The organism is Rhizobium sp. ERR 1071, assembly GCF_007828675.1.
GTDB lineage: Bacteria > Pseudomonadota > Alphaproteobacteria > Rhizobiales > Rhizobiaceae > Rhizobium > Rhizobium dioscoreae.
In genome coordinates, this window is the sequence record NZ_VITM01000009.1 from 35,914 (window position 1) to 51,159 (window position 15,246).

The 15,246-nt window shown below is 60.5% G+C and carries 16 protein-coding genes; 10 read left to right on the top strand and 6 right to left on the bottom strand.

The genetic code is table 11. The annotated features are described in order from the left end of the window. Nucleotides 1-22 precede the first annotated feature (22 nt). Genes FBZ99_RS25025 through FBZ99_RS25050 form a run of 6 tightly spaced genes read left to right on the top strand, consistent with a single transcriptional unit; the run spans nucleotide 23 to nucleotide 6,172 of the window. Nucleotides 23-1,006, top strand: coding sequence for an ABC transporter permease (locus tag FBZ99_RS25025; RefSeq protein WP_145319827.1), 984 nt, complete (start codon nucleotides 23-25; stop codon nucleotides 1,004-1,006). Beyond that, nucleotides 1,003-1,905: an ABC transporter permease gene (locus FBZ99_RS25030; RefSeq protein WP_145635556.1), complete on the top strand. Its 903-nt coding sequence runs from the start codon at nucleotides 1,003-1,005 to the stop codon at nucleotides 1,903-1,905. Before FBZ99_RS25025 ends, FBZ99_RS25030 begins: the two co-directional genes overlap by 4 nt. Then, a complete protein-coding gene (locus tag FBZ99_RS25035) occupies nucleotides 1,902-2,717 on the top strand; it encodes an ABC transporter ATP-binding protein (protein WP_145635558.1) in 816 nt (271 codons plus the stop codon). Before FBZ99_RS25030 ends, FBZ99_RS25035 begins: the two co-directional genes overlap by 4 nt. Continuing rightward, complete coding sequence (locus FBZ99_RS25040; protein ID WP_145635561.1) at nucleotides 2,714-3,640, top strand: ABC transporter ATP-binding protein; 927 nt, start codon at nucleotides 2,714-2,716, stop codon at nucleotides 3,638-3,640. The genes FBZ99_RS25035 and FBZ99_RS25040 overlap by 4 nt, the downstream gene beginning before the upstream one ends. Before the next feature lie 12 nt (nucleotides 3,641-3,652). Beyond that, nucleotides 3,653-4,123 carry a GNAT family N-acetyltransferase gene (locus FBZ99_RS25045; protein WP_145319835.1) on the top strand — a complete coding sequence of 157 codons (471 nt, stop codon included), beginning with the start codon at nucleotides 3,653-3,655 and terminating at the stop codon, nucleotides 4,121-4,123. 21 nt (nucleotides 4,124-4,144) lie between these two features. Next, nucleotides 4,145-6,172, top strand: a complete 2,028-nt coding sequence (locus tag FBZ99_RS25050) for a beta-N-acetylhexosaminidase (RefSeq protein WP_186450351.1) — start codon at nucleotides 4,145-4,147, stop codon at nucleotides 6,170-6,172. Nucleotides 6,173-6,259: 87 nt separating this feature from the next. Here FBZ99_RS25050 and FBZ99_RS25055 read toward each other — a convergent pair whose 3' ends face one another. Next, the gene (locus FBZ99_RS25055) at nucleotides 6,260-7,483 is read right to left on the bottom strand and encodes an ROK family transcriptional regulator (protein WP_113350961.1); all 1,224 of its coding nucleotides are present in this window, start codon (nucleotides 7,481-7,483) and stop codon (nucleotides 6,260-6,262) included. A gap of 278 nt (nucleotides 7,484-7,761) precedes the next feature. Between FBZ99_RS25055 and FBZ99_RS25060 the strand changes: the two genes are divergently transcribed. Then, nucleotides 7,762-8,010 carry a hypothetical protein gene (locus FBZ99_RS25060; protein WP_113350962.1) on the top strand — a complete coding sequence of 83 codons (249 nt, stop codon included), beginning with the start codon at nucleotides 7,762-7,764 and terminating at the stop codon, nucleotides 8,008-8,010. A gap of 150 nt (nucleotides 8,011-8,160) precedes the next feature. On the opposite strand, the gene FBZ99_RS25065 is transcribed toward FBZ99_RS25060, so the two are convergent. Next, entirely contained in the window at nucleotides 8,161-8,793 is a 633-nt protein-coding gene (locus tag FBZ99_RS25065) for a lysozyme inhibitor LprI family protein (RefSeq protein ID WP_145635563.1), read from the bottom strand. Nucleotides 8,794-8,958: 165 nt separating this feature from the next. Here FBZ99_RS25065 and FBZ99_RS25070 point away from each other — a divergent pair, with 165 nt between their 5' ends. Then, the gene (locus FBZ99_RS25070) at nucleotides 8,959-9,465 is read left to right on the top strand and encodes a hypothetical protein (RefSeq protein ID WP_113350964.1); all 507 of its coding nucleotides are present in this window, start codon (nucleotides 8,959-8,961) and stop codon (nucleotides 9,463-9,465) included. Nucleotides 9,466-9,544: 79 nt separating this feature from the next. On the opposite strand, the gene FBZ99_RS25075 is transcribed toward FBZ99_RS25070, so the two are convergent. Then, entirely contained in the window at nucleotides 9,545-10,813 is a 1,269-nt protein-coding gene (locus FBZ99_RS25075) for an FAD-dependent monooxygenase (RefSeq protein WP_113350965.1), read from the bottom strand. 39 nt (nucleotides 10,814-10,852) lie between these two features. Between FBZ99_RS25075 and FBZ99_RS25080 the strand changes: the two genes are divergently transcribed. Next, nucleotides 10,853-11,335 (top strand): MarR family winged helix-turn-helix transcriptional regulator, encoded by a 483-nt coding sequence (locus tag FBZ99_RS25080; protein ID WP_233789797.1) that lies wholly within the window; start codon nucleotides 10,853-10,855, stop codon nucleotides 11,333-11,335. 172 nt (nucleotides 11,336-11,507) lie between these two features. Beyond that, nucleotides 11,508-12,470, top strand: a complete 963-nt coding sequence (locus FBZ99_RS25085; protein ID WP_113350967.1) for a S1C family serine protease — start codon at nucleotides 11,508-11,510, stop codon at nucleotides 12,468-12,470. Nucleotides 12,471-12,525: 55 nt separating this feature from the next. Here the strand turns inward: FBZ99_RS25085 and FBZ99_RS25090 are convergent, their stop codons facing one another. The 3 genes from FBZ99_RS25090 to FBZ99_RS25100 all read right to left on the bottom strand — a co-directional run bounded on the left by FBZ99_RS25090 (nucleotide 12,526) and on the right by FBZ99_RS25100 (nucleotide 15,246). Further along, entirely contained in the window at nucleotides 12,526-13,302 is a 777-nt protein-coding gene (locus tag FBZ99_RS25090; RefSeq protein ID WP_113350968.1) for an SDR family oxidoreductase, read from the bottom strand. Further along, nucleotides 13,299-14,285, bottom strand: coding sequence for a D-erythronate dehydrogenase (gene denD, locus FBZ99_RS25095; protein WP_113329212.1), 987 nt, complete (start codon nucleotides 14,283-14,285; stop codon nucleotides 13,299-13,301). The genes FBZ99_RS25090 and denD overlap by 4 nt, the downstream gene beginning before the upstream one ends. 196 nt (nucleotides 14,286-14,481) lie before the next feature. Further along, nucleotides 14,482-15,246: a hydroxypyruvate isomerase family protein gene (locus tag FBZ99_RS25100; protein WP_186450352.1), complete on the bottom strand. Its 765-nt coding sequence runs from the start codon at nucleotides 15,244-15,246 to the stop codon at nucleotides 14,482-14,484.

Consider the following 15,246-nt stretch of genomic DNA (forward strand, 5'->3'; position numbering starts at 1 on the left):
GACCACAGCGAAGGAAGCAGAGATGCGTGTTTCAAGCCGGCGCCTCGGCGTCTATGCGGTGGCCTTGGCCTTCGCGATCGTCGTGAATTTCATTCTTCCCCGGCTTATGCCGGGGAGCCCCGTCGATGCCATGGTCGCGCAACTCGGGCCGCGGGCTACACCCGCGGCGGTGGAGGCGATCAAGGCGCGTTTCGGCGAGATCGATCAGCCGATCATGATGCAGTTCCTCGACTATCTCAAAGGCCTTGCCACCTTCGATCTTGGCGTTTCGGTCAAATATTACCCTCAGACGGTGGTCCAGGTGCTGAGCCGGGCGACGCTGTGGACCATCTTCCTGGTGGTTACGGCGATCATATTTTCGCTGTGCGTCGGCGTCGTGCTCGGCGCCATCGCGGCCTGGAGACGCGGCGGGCGGTTCGATACGATCGTATCGCCTTTCGCAGTCATCCTGTTCTCGATACCGCCCGTCATTGTCGCGCTCACGACCCTGTTCATCTTCGCGGTGTCACTGCGCTGGTTCCCGGTGGGATATGCCTACGATCCCAATCTCGATCCGGGCTTTAATTTCACCTTCGTGGGCAGCGTGTTCATGCACGCGATCCTGCCGGTTCTGACGCTATCGCCTTTCCTGATCGGCGAGTTTCAGACGACGATGCGCTCATCCATGATCGTCGTGCTCGGCGAGGATTACGTGACGATGGGGCGGGCCAAGGGGCTGAGCAATCTCGCCGTCATGTTCGGCTATGGCGCGCGCAATGCGCTTCTGCCTGTGCTCACCAACCTCGCGCTGATGCTCGGCGCCGTTTTCGGCGGCTCGATCGTCACCGAGATCGTCTTCAACTATCCAGGCCTCGGCCTGACGCTGTTTACCGCCAGCGTGGCGCGCGACTATCCTGTGATCCAGGGGCAATTGCTGCTGATGACACTCGCAACCCTCGGCGCCAATTTCCTCGTCGACATCATCTACGGTCTCGTCGATCCGCGATTAAGGGAGGCAGGCCGATGAGCTTCTCGTTCCGATCCATCTTCAGCCAGAAGAAGGCGCTTGTCGGCTTCATCATCGTCGCGGCGCTATGCCTGATGGCAATCTTAGCGCCGGTCATTGCTCCAGGCGAACCCGGCGCTCGCGTCGGTCGGTCGCATCAGCCGCCATCTGTCGAACATGTCTTCGGCACGACAAAGATGGGCCGCGACGTCTACAAACAATTTGTCTGGGGCGCCAGAAGCTCGCTTTCCGTCGGCTTTGCCACGGGTATCGCGATTACCGTGCTCGGCACCGCCATCGGCCTCATCGCCGGCTATACCGGCGGCAAGACGGACGCGGCGCTCGACCTTGCTACCAATGCCGTGCTAGTCATCCCGAACATGCCGCTCCTGATCCTGCTTGCCTCCTTCGCGGGCACGGTCGGGCCGATGACAATCATGACCATCATTGCGCTGACATCCTGGCCATGGGGCGCACGCATGACGCGTTCGCAAACGATGGCGCTGCGCAACCGTGATTTCGTTACTGCAGCCAAAATGATCGGCGAACCGGCCTGGCGCATCATCTTTGTCGAAATCCTGCCGAACCTGACGCCGCTCATCGGCATCAACCTGGTCGGCAGCATCATCTACGCGATCGTCGCCCAGACCACGCTCGAATATCTCGGCTTCGGCGATCCGCTAAAGGTCACGTGGGGTACCATGCTTTATAACGCCCAGAATGCCTCGGCCATCATGGTCGGCGCCTGGTGGGATATCGGCGTGCCGGCCATCGGTATCGCACTGACGGGGCTTGGTCTCGCGCTGATCAATTTCACCTTCGACGAAATCGCCAATCCGCAATTGCGTTCCGGCCCGGCCTTGACCCGCTGGTTCCGCCTGACGCGTGCCCGCAACCGCATGATGAGGGCCGAGCAATGAGCGAAAACCTGCTTGAGATCGAACATCTCAATATCGACTATCTGCTCGATAAGGGCGATTTCCGGGCGGTGAAGGATGTATCCTTCAATATCGGCCGCGGCGAGATTTTCGGCCTAGCCGGCGAATCCGGCTGCGGCAAGAGCACGATCGCCTATGCGATCACGCGGCTATCGAAGGCGCCGGCCTGGGTCAGTGGCGGAAGCATCCGGCTCGACGGGCAGGACCTGCTGAAGATGCCGGAAGGCGAGTTGCAGAAGATCCGCTGGAAGCGCATCGGCATGGTGTTCCAGAGCGCCATGAATTCGCTCAATCCGCTAATGCGGGTAGAGGCGCAGTTCCACGACGTCCTGCATCGCCATACCGGCTGCTCACGCCAGGAATCGCGTGCGCGGGCCGAGGAGATGTTCAAGCTGGTCGGCATTCCCGCGCATCGCGTCGGCGATTATCCGCACCAGTTTTCCGGCGGCATGCGTCAGCGCATCGTCATCGCCATCTGCCTGGCGCTGCGTCCTGAACTCATCATCATGGATGAACCGACGACGGCGCTCGATGTCGTCGTGCAGCGTGAGATTCTGGAGCAGGTTCTCGACCTGCAGCAGACCTATGGTTTCTCGGTGCTCTTCATTACCCATGACCTGCATCTGATGGCTCAGCTTTGCCATCGCATCGGCGTGATGCTGAAAGGCGAATTGGTTGAGGTCGGCGATGTCGCCCAGGTCAGTCAGTCGCCCATCCATGAGTACACGCGCAAGCTCTGGAATGCCATCCCGCAGCTTCCGGCCAGCGCCCACCCCTCCGGAGTTTTCGCATGAAGCCGCAGATACAGGCCGTAACTGCAGAACCCGTCATCCGGCTCGATGATATCCAGCGCCATTTCGGCCCGGTACACGCATTGAAGAGCGTCTCTTTCTCGCTGTTTGCGGGACGGGCGCTGGCATTGGTCGGCGAATCCGGCTGCGGCAAGACCACCTGCGCCCGCATCATCGCCCGGCTCGACAAGCCGACGGCCGGCAGGCTGCAGTTTCGTGGGCAGGATCGCACGGCGCGAGGGTCGGGCAGGGAAGAGCGGATGTACCGTAAGGACGTCCAGATGGTCTTCCAGGATCCGTTCTCATCGCTCAACCCGGCCTTTACCATCAATCATCACATCGCAAGGCCGCTGCAATTGCACGGTCAGGACAAGCCGAAGGCCGAGCGGGACGAGGATATAGCGAAGCTACTCGAAAGCGTCGGGCTCGATCCTTCGGTGACGCGTCAGAAATTCCCGCACGAACTCTCCGGCGGCCAGCGTCAGCGCGTCAATATCGCCCGTGCGCTAGCGGTCTCTCCGAGCGTGCTGGTGGCGGATGAGCCGACCTCGATGCTTGATGTCTCGATCCGCAAGGACATTCTCGATCTGCTGGCGCGGGTAAAGCGGGAAAACGATCTCGCCATGCTCTACATCACCCATGATATCGCAACGGCGGCTCATGTTGCGGAAGAGATCGTCGTGATGTTTGCTGGCCAGATGGTCGAGTGGGGCGAGACCAATGCCGTGCTCGCCGATCCGAAGCATCCCTATACGCAGCTTCTGCTTTCGGCTGTGCCGGACGGCGGCCGCAGGTTCGTGACCGGTGGCAGTGCCCGCTTCTTGGAGCAGGCGGAGAGGATCCGCGCGCTCAGCCGTCCGATCTCGACGGTGGTCGAGGAGGTCGGCCCCAATCATTTCATGCGTGCGCTGGTCGCATCGAATTAGGAGGAATTCCCCTTGGACTACCTAGTCAATCTATCGACCCTGCCGGTCGACACGCAATCGCCCGAGCGCATGGCGAAGGCTGATGTCACCATCCGCCGCGCGCTGCCGCCGGAACTGCGACTGATCACCGGCTGGGTGGCTCAACATTTCAGCGAGGGCTGGGCAAGCGAGACGACGGTCGCGATGACCCGCCAGCCGCCGACCTGCTTCATCGCTACCCGTAATCGCGAGCTTGTCGGCTTTGCCTGCCACGAAGCGACGGCGCGCGGCTTCTTCGGCCCGACCGGCGTCGACGAGAGCGTGCGCGGTCTTGGCATCGGTCGCGCGCTTCTCTTTGCCTGCCTCAATGACGCAAAAGCCATGGGTTATGCCTACACCGTCATCGGCGATGTCGGGCCTTCGGAATTCTACGAGAAGACGGTCGGCGCGATCCAAATCCCCAATTCCGCACCCGGTATCTATGCCGGCATGCTCAAGCTTTGAACGATCCTTCAGGAAGAAAGAATGCTCATGTCCACACCGCGATCCCCGGCTCTGCTGCTTGAAACCACCTGGAACCCGCCAACCGACGAAAAGGAATTTTCTTATGTGCTGCGGCTGAAGAACCTGTCATCGGAGCCGCTTTCCGGCTTTACGCTCTGTGTCAGCGGCCCCGGTCGTGTCGATCCAGCCGGCATTGTCGAAGGTGCGACGGTTACCAGGCGGCTGTCCAATTTTACCGAATTCCAGCCGCCCGAGGGCTTCGTGCTGGCCGGTGGCGGGACGTGGACGATCACCGTTCGCGCGCTGAGCTGGCAGTTCCGACATTGGAACGATGGTGCCAACAGCGCCTATCTCGCATTTGCCGATGGCACTACGGTTTCACTTGGCACGGAGCCGACGCGTACGTCGTCAAGCAATGCGCCGTTGAAGCGCGGCGCGGAGGTCTACCCGGTGCCGGCCAATCCGCCGGTGCCGCTGGCGATCATTCCCTGGCCGAATCGCGTCGCTGTCTCCTCCCGTCGCCCGCTTCCCGCAGGCTTTGCCTTGAAGGCCATGGCGCCGGAGGCGCAGGCTGCCGCCGAAAGCTTTACGGCTCTCGTCGAGCACCTCTTTTCCGCCGAAGGACTGATCCGCTCCGAAGCGGAGGGTGCCGTACCCGTGGAATTGCGAGAGGTCGAGGGTTTAGGCGCCGAGGCCTATAAAACCGTCTTTTCGCCCGAAACCATAACCGTCGAAGCGAGCGCGCAGACCGGCTTCGTCTATGGTCTCGTCACCATCGGCCAGATCTGGCGCGGCGCGCGCCTGCACCCACAGGCTTTCCATTTCCCTGCGGCCGGCGAGATCGTCGACGAACCCGCGATGAGCTGGCGCGGCCTGCACCTCGATGTCGCACGGCAATTCTACGGTTCGGCTGAAATCAAGAAGCTGATGGCAGTGCTTGCCTGGAATAAGCTGAACCGCTTCCATTGGCATTTGTCGGATGATGAAGCGTGGCGCGTCGAGATCGATGCCTATCCGGCTCTGACCGAGGTCGGCGCGTGGCGCGGCCATGGCCTGCCGGTGCCGCCGCTTCTCGGCTCCAGCCCGGCCCGCACCGGTGGTTACTACACCAAGGCCGTTGTGCGCGACATCGTCTCCTACGCTAAGGGTCTTGGCATCGAGGTTCTGCCGGAGGTCGATATACCCGGCCATTGCTATGCCATGCTTCAGGCAATTCCGGAGCTGCGCGATCCAAACGAAGCCGGCAGCTATTATTCTGTTCAGGGTTTCCCGGATAATTGCATCAACCCGGCGCGTGAAAAGACCTATGAAGTGATCGAGACGATCCTCTCTGAGCTGATCGAGCTTTTCCCGTTCAAGACGATCCATATCGGTGCCGACGAGGTTCCCCTCGGCGCCTGGTCCGGCTCGCCGGAGGCGCTGGCACGCTTGCGTGAGATCGCCGGTGATGACGTTGCGCAAGCGCATGCCAAGCGATTGAACGTCATCACCAATACGCATGGAGCCGACGATATTCATGGCTCGGGCGCGGCCTTCCTGCAGGCGGAATTCCTGGAACGCATCCAGGCATTTCTCGCCTCAAAGGGTTGCGTGACCGGTGGATGGGAAGAGGCGGCCCATGGCGACAGGATCGACAAGGACAAGAGCTATCTCTGCAGCTGGCGTAGCGTCGAGGTGGCGGCGGAGCTTGCCGGTCGCGGATACGAGATCGTCGTTTGCCCGGGGCAGGTCTATTATCTCGACATGGCGATGCGCCCGGATTGGGACGAGCCGGGCGCAAGCTGGGCAGGCCATTCGGATCCGGAGAAACTCTACACCTTCGATCCCATCGGTGGTTGGACGGACGCCCAGAAGGAAAAGCTTCGTGGCATTCAGGCCTGCATCTGGTCGGAATCGATGACCGATCGGGCCATCTTCGACCGGCTGGTCTTTCCGCGCCTCTCGGCACTTGCCGAGACGGGTTGGACGAAGCCGTCGGCTAAATCCTGGGAACGTTTCAAGGCATTGGCCGGCACCATGCCGCTGCTATACGGCCTGCATCAATTGTGACAGCCTGATGCGTGGCCTTCAGGCGCGACCCGCATTGGTCGCGCCTGAGTTAAATCAATAATGCAAGGCTGGCGCTATGCTGGCCCTTCAAGGCTGAGTAACGGCACGATGCGTCAACGGCTTCTGCAGGACATCGAACTGCGGGTTCGTTTCGGAAAAGATAGGCAGAGCGGCCGCACCTAAAATGGCGGTATCCTTGCCGCTGGCGCCGATCATCAACCGCGGAATGCTGCGCTCTTCGGTTGGGTTGACTGGGGTGTGGAGAGGTTCGACGCTTTCGGCCAGCCCCGTCATCAAGGATGTTGGCGCACTGCCGCCAAGCACGATCGTCTGCGGATCGAAGGCCAGCTCGAGAAAGTCGATCGTCTGGCGCAGCGGCTGTACCGCCTGTTCCAGCCATGCCTTCAGGCCATGGCCGTTTGCCGCGATCAATGCATCCAGATCGTCGGGGTCCAGCTCCTGTGCATTCTCGATGCCCAGACATTCGTAAGCGACGGATGGCGAGACATAGCGATCGAGGCAGCCGCGCTTGCCGCAAGTGCAAAGCCTGCCATGCGGCTCAACGATGATGTGGCCGATTTCGCCGGCATTGGCGCGGCTACCCTTGTAGAGATGGCCGTCGAGGAACATTCCGGCGCCAATGCCGCCATCACCGGCAAGAAAGAGATAGACGAAGCTGCCAAGGCCGCGGGCAACGCCATAGAGCCGCTCGCCGATCGCCGCTGCGGTAGCGTCGTTTTCGACAAGTACGGGCAGGCCGATCAGGCGTTCCAGCTCACTGGCAACGGGAAAATCCTGCCAACCCGGCAGGTTGAGCGGACTGAGCGAGGTTACGCCGCCATCGGCATAGCGTCCGGGCAAGGCGATACCGACGCCGAGCAGCCGGTCGCGGTCAAAGGAGAAGGCTTCCTGCAGATCCCTGACGATCTCTGCAAGGACCGGCATTGCCTCGGTCGGCCCCGGTCTGTCGACATGGCGCTCGACGCGGGCGCAGACCGTGCCGGACAGATCGGTGAGCACGCCGGCCGCACGCTGGCGCCCGAGTTCCAAACCGATGGAGTAGGCGCCAGCCGGATTGATCATATAGGGCGTAATCGGTTGACCGCGGGCGATCTTCTGCGCCTCCATCGCGATCAGGAGATGCGAACGCGCGAGTTCCTCCACGATATTCGAAACGGTCTGTGTGGTCAGCGCCGTCATGCGAGCAATGGCGGCCCGCGACATCGGGCCATTGGTGCGAATGGCTTCGATCACGACGCGCCGGTTGTGAGATTTGGCCTGTTCGAGATTCGTGCCTGAAATAGTCTTCATGAGAGGATAGTGGAGCACTCAGTTCGTGTTGCTGCTTGTCGCGCTTCGCCAATGCGTGAGGTGAGGGTGGCCGCATGACATTGCTTGCCCCTATGTGGGCAGTTTCTATTCTTTTGTCGATCGATTCAAGACGGGGTCGGCCAGGTCCGTGCCGTTTGAGGGATAATACAGAAGGCTTTTTCTTTTGCATGGATGATTGGCGCATATCTTTACTCCGGCAGGCATTCCGTTAGACTCCACTAACCCAGTCTTTTGCCGGGATAGCCCGGAGGAATTCGATGATCAGACTGCTCGCAATAGCCATTGTCTCGACCAGCATCGCCGGCGGTGCGATGGCAGCGGATGCGACATGCAAGGCCCAGGCCGCCGACAAGAAGCTCGCAGGCGCCGCTTTGACGAGCTTTACCAAGAAATGCGAGAAGGATGCCGCAAGCGCCTGCGATACTCAGGCCGCAGCGAAGAAGCTTGCCGGTGCCACCAAGACGAGTTTCGTCAAGAAGTGCACCTCCGACGCAGTTGGCAGTTGATCACCGGATTTCAGTCTTTCTCAAATCACCCGGCCGCCGTTGGCGGCTGGATCACAAAAATTCCTGGTTATCGATGACGGCCTGGTGCACGGTGACGTTGCCATATTGCGAGATATTCCTCGCCTGGCAGTCAACCGGGCTTAGGCCATATCACTGTTTGCGATAGGTATCCTGCAAGGTTACCCCGGCGGCGAAATCGCACACGCCCGCCTGCGACACACGCCAGGTCTTTGCGTTAAGGCGATCGAGATCGATCTTGCAGGCGTCTCTGGAGAGTTCAGCGTGTCCCTTCGTCAGCGGTACGACGCTATCGAGACCGTCGGCGTTGACGTCGCCGGCATCTGCTCCGCCCGGGCCGACGAAGGTCGAGGAGAGCGAAACTGCGAGGAGACCACCGACCGGTCCGAAGATGACAAGATGACCCTCGTTGCCGTCGGCGCTGCTCGACTGGAAATCCGTCGAAGCGCTTTGTCCGCCCTTGGTCCTCAAGAGAGACGCAATCTGGTCGTCATAGGCCTGCCGGGCGCATGCTGCATCGCCGCAGGATTGCACTTTGGTGATCCAGCGGCGCTGCCGTTCCCGGATCTTGTCCGAATCATCGCGTTTCAGAGCGGCGGCATAGAGATCCCTCACCATCGCATCGCGGGCAAGCAGCGATTTGTCCTGACAGATCACATGATCGCTTGGCGAGCCCGGCTTTAAGCAATCGATCCCCGCAGCTTCGACAGGAATGGCAGAAAGGCCGATGATGATCATCGCCGAAAGGGATCTTCGTATCTTCATGAGTACCTCCATCACCCGATACGTCAGCTAATTATGGCCGCTCGCTGCTTCGTAAAGATCATGCCGGCGTGCAGCTGAACTGGGCTGAATATCGCGCCGGCATTTGAAGATCGTCGGCATCCTCCTAATTTGCATTGAGCAGATGGACGTCGATGGGGAGGTCACGTGGTAGGCGAAACGCAATTATCCGGCAGGGTCACATTCCTGATTGTCGGTTCCCTGTTTCTTGCCATTACCATAGCGATGGGAGCTTTGGCACTTCACCTTTATCGGACTTATGCAAACGCGACCGCCATGGCAGCATGCACGGTTTTCTCCTGGGGCTTCGGCAGCATGCTGATATCGATGGCGCTCGTGCTTCTGACCTCAAGAAAGAAGGTTCGGGGTAGGCTCGCCACCAGACGCGGCAAGGTGACGGTCAGGCTCGTTAATCGATCACCGGGCTCCAATGGTCACGTGACCGGCGATGGCGTCGAAGCCGAAGGCGAGGCGGGGGTGCCCATCACAAGCATAATCCCCTCGCTCTTCCTGATCGCCTCCTCGATCGGCTTGGCGCTTCTCGGCCTCTTCCTTTTCGGCCGCCATCGGCTGGACCTTATTGGATCGGGAATGTTCATCGCATTTGTAATCTATATTGCAAATTGGAGCAGGCTGGCTTGGCCGCGCGAATAGCTCCTCCGTGCCGGCAGGCATAGGGAATTGCGCCGGCTATTCCGATTTCCTAGATTGGCCTCAGCAGACCGACCGAATGTCAGGCGGCATCCTTGTGAGCGCTTTCGGTTGAGGGATTTGCCTTGAGCGGGTCGAGATCGACTCGATATGCAAACAATCTGCGGCCGGCTCTGACACTTAACGGAATAAGCAAGGGCAGAAGCAAATCGCGCAGAAACAGGCTGAGCCTACTGTTTTTCCGCTTCCTGGAAGCATTTTGCCGGGTGAGCTTCACCACGCGGGCAATGCGAGGGCGCCGCAGGGCCTCATAGCGGGCAAAGGCGGCACCGTAATCGAGCGTATCCGCCAGGCAAGATGACAAGACCACCGCATCTTCTATAGCCATCGAGGCGCCTTGGCCGGCATGCGGGCCAATGGCATGCGCGGCGTCGCCGAGCAAGACGACACGCCCGCTCGACCAGACCGGAAGCTGCGGCATGTCGAAGATGGGATAGCTGCGTTCGATCTGACCGACCGCCTGGAGGATCGATCTGTTCGGTTCGGGATCGTCGACATGCATCTGGCGAACATGAGCGGCCAGTGCCGTCGGTTCCAGTGTGCGTACAGCGTCGGGTGTGTCGGCGGGGAAGGACTCGAACCAGTAGACGGGGTGGGATGCCGTCTTGATGTAGCCGAAGAAGGCCTTCTCTCCGAAGGTCATGCGCATCACGCCATCCATATCTGGTATGTCGGCATCGACGAGGCCGCCTGTGCCGATCAGGCCGGTAAATTGCGGCAGGGGATAATCCGGAAATATTTGCGTACGGACGAAGGATCGCAGTCCGTCGGCGGCGACGAGCAGGTCGACGGCAAGGCCTGCGCCTTCGGAGAAGTTGAGCGTTACGGCATGCGGGAGGTTGTCGACCTTGGTCGCGCGCCAGCCAAATTGCACGCTGATGCCTTCGGCTTGGCACTTTTCGATCAGGATGCCTGTGAGAACGCCGCGCTTAATAGTGACGGCGGGCGTGCCGAATGTCGCCAAATGGTCGCTCTGGTCGATGAGTGCGAGCCTTTTACCGCGCGCGTTGCAGAGTTCGATGGCGCGGGTCTCCAATCCCTGGCGCAATACTTCTTCGTAGCAGTCCACCGTGCGCAGCCCGTTCATGCCGTTGGAAGCGAGCGTCAGAAACTCCCCTTCGGACAAGGCGGCTTCCTTTGAGCGGGCTTCGAACAACACCGGACGAAAGCCGAGCTTTGCCAGCCGGAGCGCGAGCACAAGCCCGCCGATACCGGCGCCGCATATGCCGACCGTGACCTCGGGGTTTGTTGCTCGATTCATGGTTGCAGCAGGATCGTCAATGGGGCACATTGGTTCTTCCTTCTAATAGTTTGATAAATGAATTATTCGATGATCGAACAAAAGTCAAATGAAGATGAGCATCACCTCGTGGAAGCCATCAGCCTTGCCTGCATGCGCTGGCAAGAGGCGACGGAGAGCTTCGATGAAACCTTCGGCAAGCTGCATGGGCTCAATAGCGCCGAGCGCCGCTGTCTCAGCGTGATCATGCGCACGCCGCAGCCGGCAAACGCCGTCGCCAAAGCTATCGGCCTTGCGCCTCCTTCCGTTACTGCTTTGATTGACCGCCTTTCGGCACGCGGTCTTCTTCACCGCGTTCCCGATCCCAACGACCGGCGTCGCGTGCTGGTAGCACCATCCGAGAAGGCGATCAGGCTAGGACGCGAAGCCTATGGCCCGATCGCGCAGGCCGGCTCGCAGATGCTCAAACAGTTTTCAAAGGCGGAAAAGCAGGTGATCTTGCGCTTCGTCACGCAAGCTATCGAGATGCAGGAGCGGGAACTGGAGCGGCTGTTGCAGCACGACAAGAGCTGATTTCGGCCGCCGTGAGGTCGGTTGGAAGAGTGCGTTCGGTCGGCTCTTGAACTCGATAGGGTGACATCTCATTTGAATAGTCACCACTTCAATCTGTCGAACTGACAGCCTCCTGCCTCCCAACAGTTGCTGCCGGTCCTCGTAGCGACGCGTCCGCGTCGGAGGAGTTTTCATGGGCTTCATTGATCGTGACATCCAGCCGTCATCCGATGCCGGGCTGCTGGATGCCTATTCGCAATCGGTATCGAGTGCCGTCGATCTCGTCGGGCCGGCCGTCAGCCGGATCGAGCGTTTGGGCGGCCGCGCCGGACATGGCTCCGGCTTTGCCATTTCACCGGACGGCTTGGTCGTCACCAACAATCATGTCGTCGACGACGCCAAAGCCGTGCGCATCAAGACTCCGGAAGGCGCGACTGTCGAGGGCAGGGTGCTGGGGCGCGATCCGGATACCGACCTCGCTCTCATCCGCGCCAATGACTGGCCGGGCTATTGGGCGCGACTTGGCGATTCCAAATCGCTCAAGCGCGGTCATATCGCGATCGCTATCGGCAATCCCCTTGGTTTCGAATGGACTGTCACGGCCGGCATCGTCTCGGCGCTTGGCCGCTCCATGCGCGCGGCGAGCGGTCGGCTGATGGAAGATATCATCCAGACGGATGCCGCGCTCAATCCCGGCAATTCCGGCGGTCCGCTGGTTTCGTCGGCGGGTGAGGTTATCGGCGTCAATACCGCCGTCATTCAGGGTGCGCAGAGCATCGCATTCTCGGTCGCCTCGAACACGGCCAAGCATGTGGTGTCAGAGATCCTGCGTTTCGGCCATGTCCGGCGCGCCTATATCGGCATTGCGGCTGACACGGTCGAGCTGCATCGGCGCATCGCGCTGGAGGCTGGCGTCACGCATTCGACCGCTGTGCGGCTGCGTCGTATCGAGAAGGATAGCCCGGCCGAAAAGGGCGGACTGCAGGAGGGTGACTACCTGCTTGCCATCGATGGCCAGGCTGTATCCGGCATAGACGATGTCGTCCGGTTGCTCGATGGCGACAAGATCGGCATGGAGATCGAGGTCCTGATCTTCAGCGTTGCCGGCCTGATCGAGCGAAGGCAGGTCAAGCCTTCCGCACGACCCGCAATCTAACGAATAGCGCAAACCATAAAAACGGCAGCATTGCACTCGGTGCTGCCGTTCTCTTTTATCCTCTGCCGACAAGCGGCATCTTCGTTGCCATGACGGTCATGGAAAGAACATTGGCATCGAGCGGCAGCGTGGCCATGTAGACGACGGCGCGGGCGACATGCTCTGCCGAAATCGTCGGTTCTGCTGCGGTCTCGCCATTTGCCTGCAGCACGCCGGCGCTCATCCTCGCCGTCATGTCGGTGGCGGCATTGCCGATATCGATCTGCCCGCAGGAGATATCGAAGGGACGGCCGTCGAGCGCCGTCGATTTTGTAAGGCCTGTAATGGCGTGTTTCGTGGCCGTATAAGGTGCGGAATGCGGCCGCGGGGTCGTTGCCGAGATCGAACCGTTGTTGATGATGCGGCCGCCGTGTGGCACCTGGGCTTTCATCAGACGGAAAGCCTGTTGCGTGCAGAGGAACGCGCCGGTCAGGTTGGCTCCGACAATAGCATTCCATTGCTCGAAACTCAGTTCCTCCATCGGCACGGCCGGCAGACCCATCCCGGCATTGTTGACCAGAAGGTCGAGGCGGCCATAGCGGTCGGCGATCACATCAAAGAGGCTGCGGACCGATGTGGGGTCGCTGACATCGGCAGCAACGGCAAGAAACTCCGTCCCGGTCTCCTCCGAAAGCTCATGAGCAGCTTTTTTGAGAACATCAACCCGGCGCCCCGAGATGATGACCTTGAAGCCTGCCGAACCGAGTGCCTTAGCGATGGCTCGGCCGATGCCGGTACCGCCGCCGGTCACCAGCGCGATTGCGCTTTGTGCGTTCGATGACGCCTCCGTCATGCGACCCTCCCGTCCAGTTCGTCTTCAACATGCGCCCGCAGGATCTCGTCGAAGCTCTGTTCTGCCTTGAAGCCGAGATCACTCGCCCGCCTGGCGTCGAACTGCGTCGCCCAGCCGGAAACGATGCGCTCGATCACCGGATCAGGCTCGCGGCGGATCAGCGCAACCGCCTTGTCGCCGCCGACACGGCGCAGCGCATCGATCTCATCGGAAACGAGCGCCGAAAGCCCCGGCATGGTGAGATTGCGCCGCGGCCCGATCTTTGCCGTATCGAGCGTTGCCGCATGAACGAAGAAACCGACCGCCGCTCGCGGGCTTGCAAACCAGTGGCGCACCGTATCGCTGACGGGCAGGACAGCCTCTTTGCCGACCAGCGGCTCACGCAGGATGTTGGAAAAAAACCCGGAGGCCGCCTTGTTCGGAGCGCCGGGCCGAACGCAGATGGTTGGCAGTCGGATGCCGATGCCATCGAAAATGCCACGGCGTGAATAATCGGCAAGCAGGAGTTCGGCAATCGCCTTCTGCGTGCCATAGCTCGTCAGCGGCGCGGTCAGGAATTCATCGCCGATAACTTCGGGGAAGGGGGTGCCAAACACGGCAATGGAGGAGGCGAAGATGACGCGCGGTACATAGGCGGATTTCAGTCCCTGCTGGCGGATGGCTTCGAAGAGTGCCCGCGTGCCATCGAGATTAACGGAGTACCCCTTGTCGAAATCGGCCTCGGCTTCGCCGGAGACGATGGCGGCCAGATGGAAGATCATATCCGGACGGTCTTCGATGAGCTTTTCCGCAACACCTGCTGTCGCAAGATCGATCGTCAGGGCTTTTGATACGGATTGAAGCGCTTCCGGCACTGGCGGCTGGAAGGCATCGACCAGTGTCAGGCGATCGATGGCTTGCCCGAGAATTTTCGGCTCGGCGGCGATGCGGTTGACGAGCTTGCGGCCGACCATGCCTGCGGCACCCAGGATCAAAACATGCATATCGGATTTTCCTCCCAATAGAGCAATTCCAGGAAAAGTGCGTAGCGGTTTTCCGTCCGGAATTGCGAGAAACAAACAGACGGAGCGGCTCACGGATTCAAGGAAAAGCCGAACTGCTCCAAGCTGACATCAGTATTCGGGACACTTCCCGAGTGAATCTCTTTGAAGGCCGTTAGTCGTTCTCGAAGCCGGTCTCTCATTTGAATGCCTGCAGCCAGGCAAGTCCTGCATCCGTCGTGGTTGCCGGCCGATATTCCGCGCCGATCAGTTTGTCATAGCCAAGCTTTTCCAGGACCTGCAGAATGTGACGATAATCGATCTCCCCATGGTCCGGTTCGCGCCGATCCGGCACGGCAGCGATCTGAATATGGCCGATTGCCGTCATATGATCCTGCAGCCTGCGGGTCAGATCGCCCTGCATGATCTGGATGTGATAGCAGTCGAACATCAGTTTGAGGTTCTCGGCACCGGCCGCGGCTATGATGTCGCGTGCCTGATCCGCCGTTTGAAGGAAGTAGCCTGGCGCATCGCGATAGTTAAGTGGCTCGATCAGGATGGTCGCCCCCATCTTGCTGACGCGTTCGCAGGCATAGCGCAGATTGGCAATGAAGGTGGCTTTTGCCTCGTCGCCGGCTGCCTTGCCGGCCATCACATGCACGTTTCGCGCACCGATGGCGGCCGCATAGTCGATCGCCTGATCGATGAGCAGGCGGGCTTCGTCCTCGCGGCCCGGAATGGCGGCAAGTCCATTATCGCCGGCTGCGACATTGCCGCGGGCGGTGTTGAGGCCGAGCATGGGAAGGCCGGTTTCCTCCAATGCCTGACGCACGGCTTCAGCGGGCGTGTCATAGGGATAGTGGCATTCCACGGCATCGAAGCCGGCGGCCTTGGCGGCGCGGATGGCGTCGGGAAGGGAAAGCTCCTGCCACAGGAATCCCAGATTGGCCGAAAAGCGCGTCAT

Coding starts and splice junctions, on each gene's coding strand:
- FBZ99_RS25025 (WP_145319827.1), top strand. CDS start 23: ATGCGTGTTTCAAGCCGGCGCCTCGGCGTCTATGCGGTGGCCTTGGCC.
- FBZ99_RS25030 (WP_145635556.1), top strand. CDS start 1,003: ATGAGCTTCTCGTTCCGATCCATCTTCAGCCAGAAGAAGGCGCTTGTC.
- FBZ99_RS25035 (WP_145635558.1), top strand. CDS start 1,902: ATGAGCGAAAACCTGCTTGAGATCGAACATCTCAATATCGACTATCTG.
- FBZ99_RS25040 (WP_145635561.1), top strand. CDS start 2,714: ATGAAGCCGCAGATACAGGCCGTAACTGCAGAACCCGTCATCCGGCTC.
- FBZ99_RS25050 (WP_186450351.1), top strand. CDS start 4,145: ATGCTCATGTCCACACCGCGATCCCCGGCTCTGCTGCTTGAAACCACC.
- FBZ99_RS25055 (WP_113350961.1), bottom strand. CDS start 7,483: ATGAAGACTATTTCAGGCACGAATCTCGAACAGGCCAAATCTCACAAC.
- FBZ99_RS25060 (WP_113350962.1), top strand. CDS start 7,762: ATGATCAGACTGCTCGCAATAGCCATTGTCTCGACCAGCATCGCCGGC.
- FBZ99_RS25065 (WP_145635563.1), bottom strand. CDS start 8,793: ATGAAGATACGAAGATCCCTTTCGGCGATGATCATCATCGGCCTTTCT.
- FBZ99_RS25075 (WP_113350965.1), bottom strand. CDS start 10,813: ATGTGCCCCATTGACGATCCTGCTGCAACCATGAATCGAGCAACAAAC.
- FBZ99_RS25080 (WP_233789797.1), top strand. CDS start 10,853: ATGATCGAACAAAAGTCAAATGAAGATGAGCATCACCTCGTGGAAGCC.
- FBZ99_RS25085 (WP_113350967.1), top strand. CDS start 11,508: ATGGGCTTCATTGATCGTGACATCCAGCCGTCATCCGATGCCGGGCTG.
- FBZ99_RS25090 (WP_113350968.1), bottom strand. CDS start 13,302: ATGACGGAGGCGTCATCGAACGCACAAAGCGCAATCGCGCTGGTGACC.
- denD (WP_113329212.1), bottom strand. CDS start 14,285: ATGCATGTTTTGATCCTGGGTGCCGCAGGCATGGTCGGCCGCAAGCTC.
- FBZ99_RS25100 (WP_186450352.1), bottom strand. CDS start 15,246: ATGACGCGCTTTTCGGCCAATCTGGGATTCCTGTGGCAGGAGCTTTCC.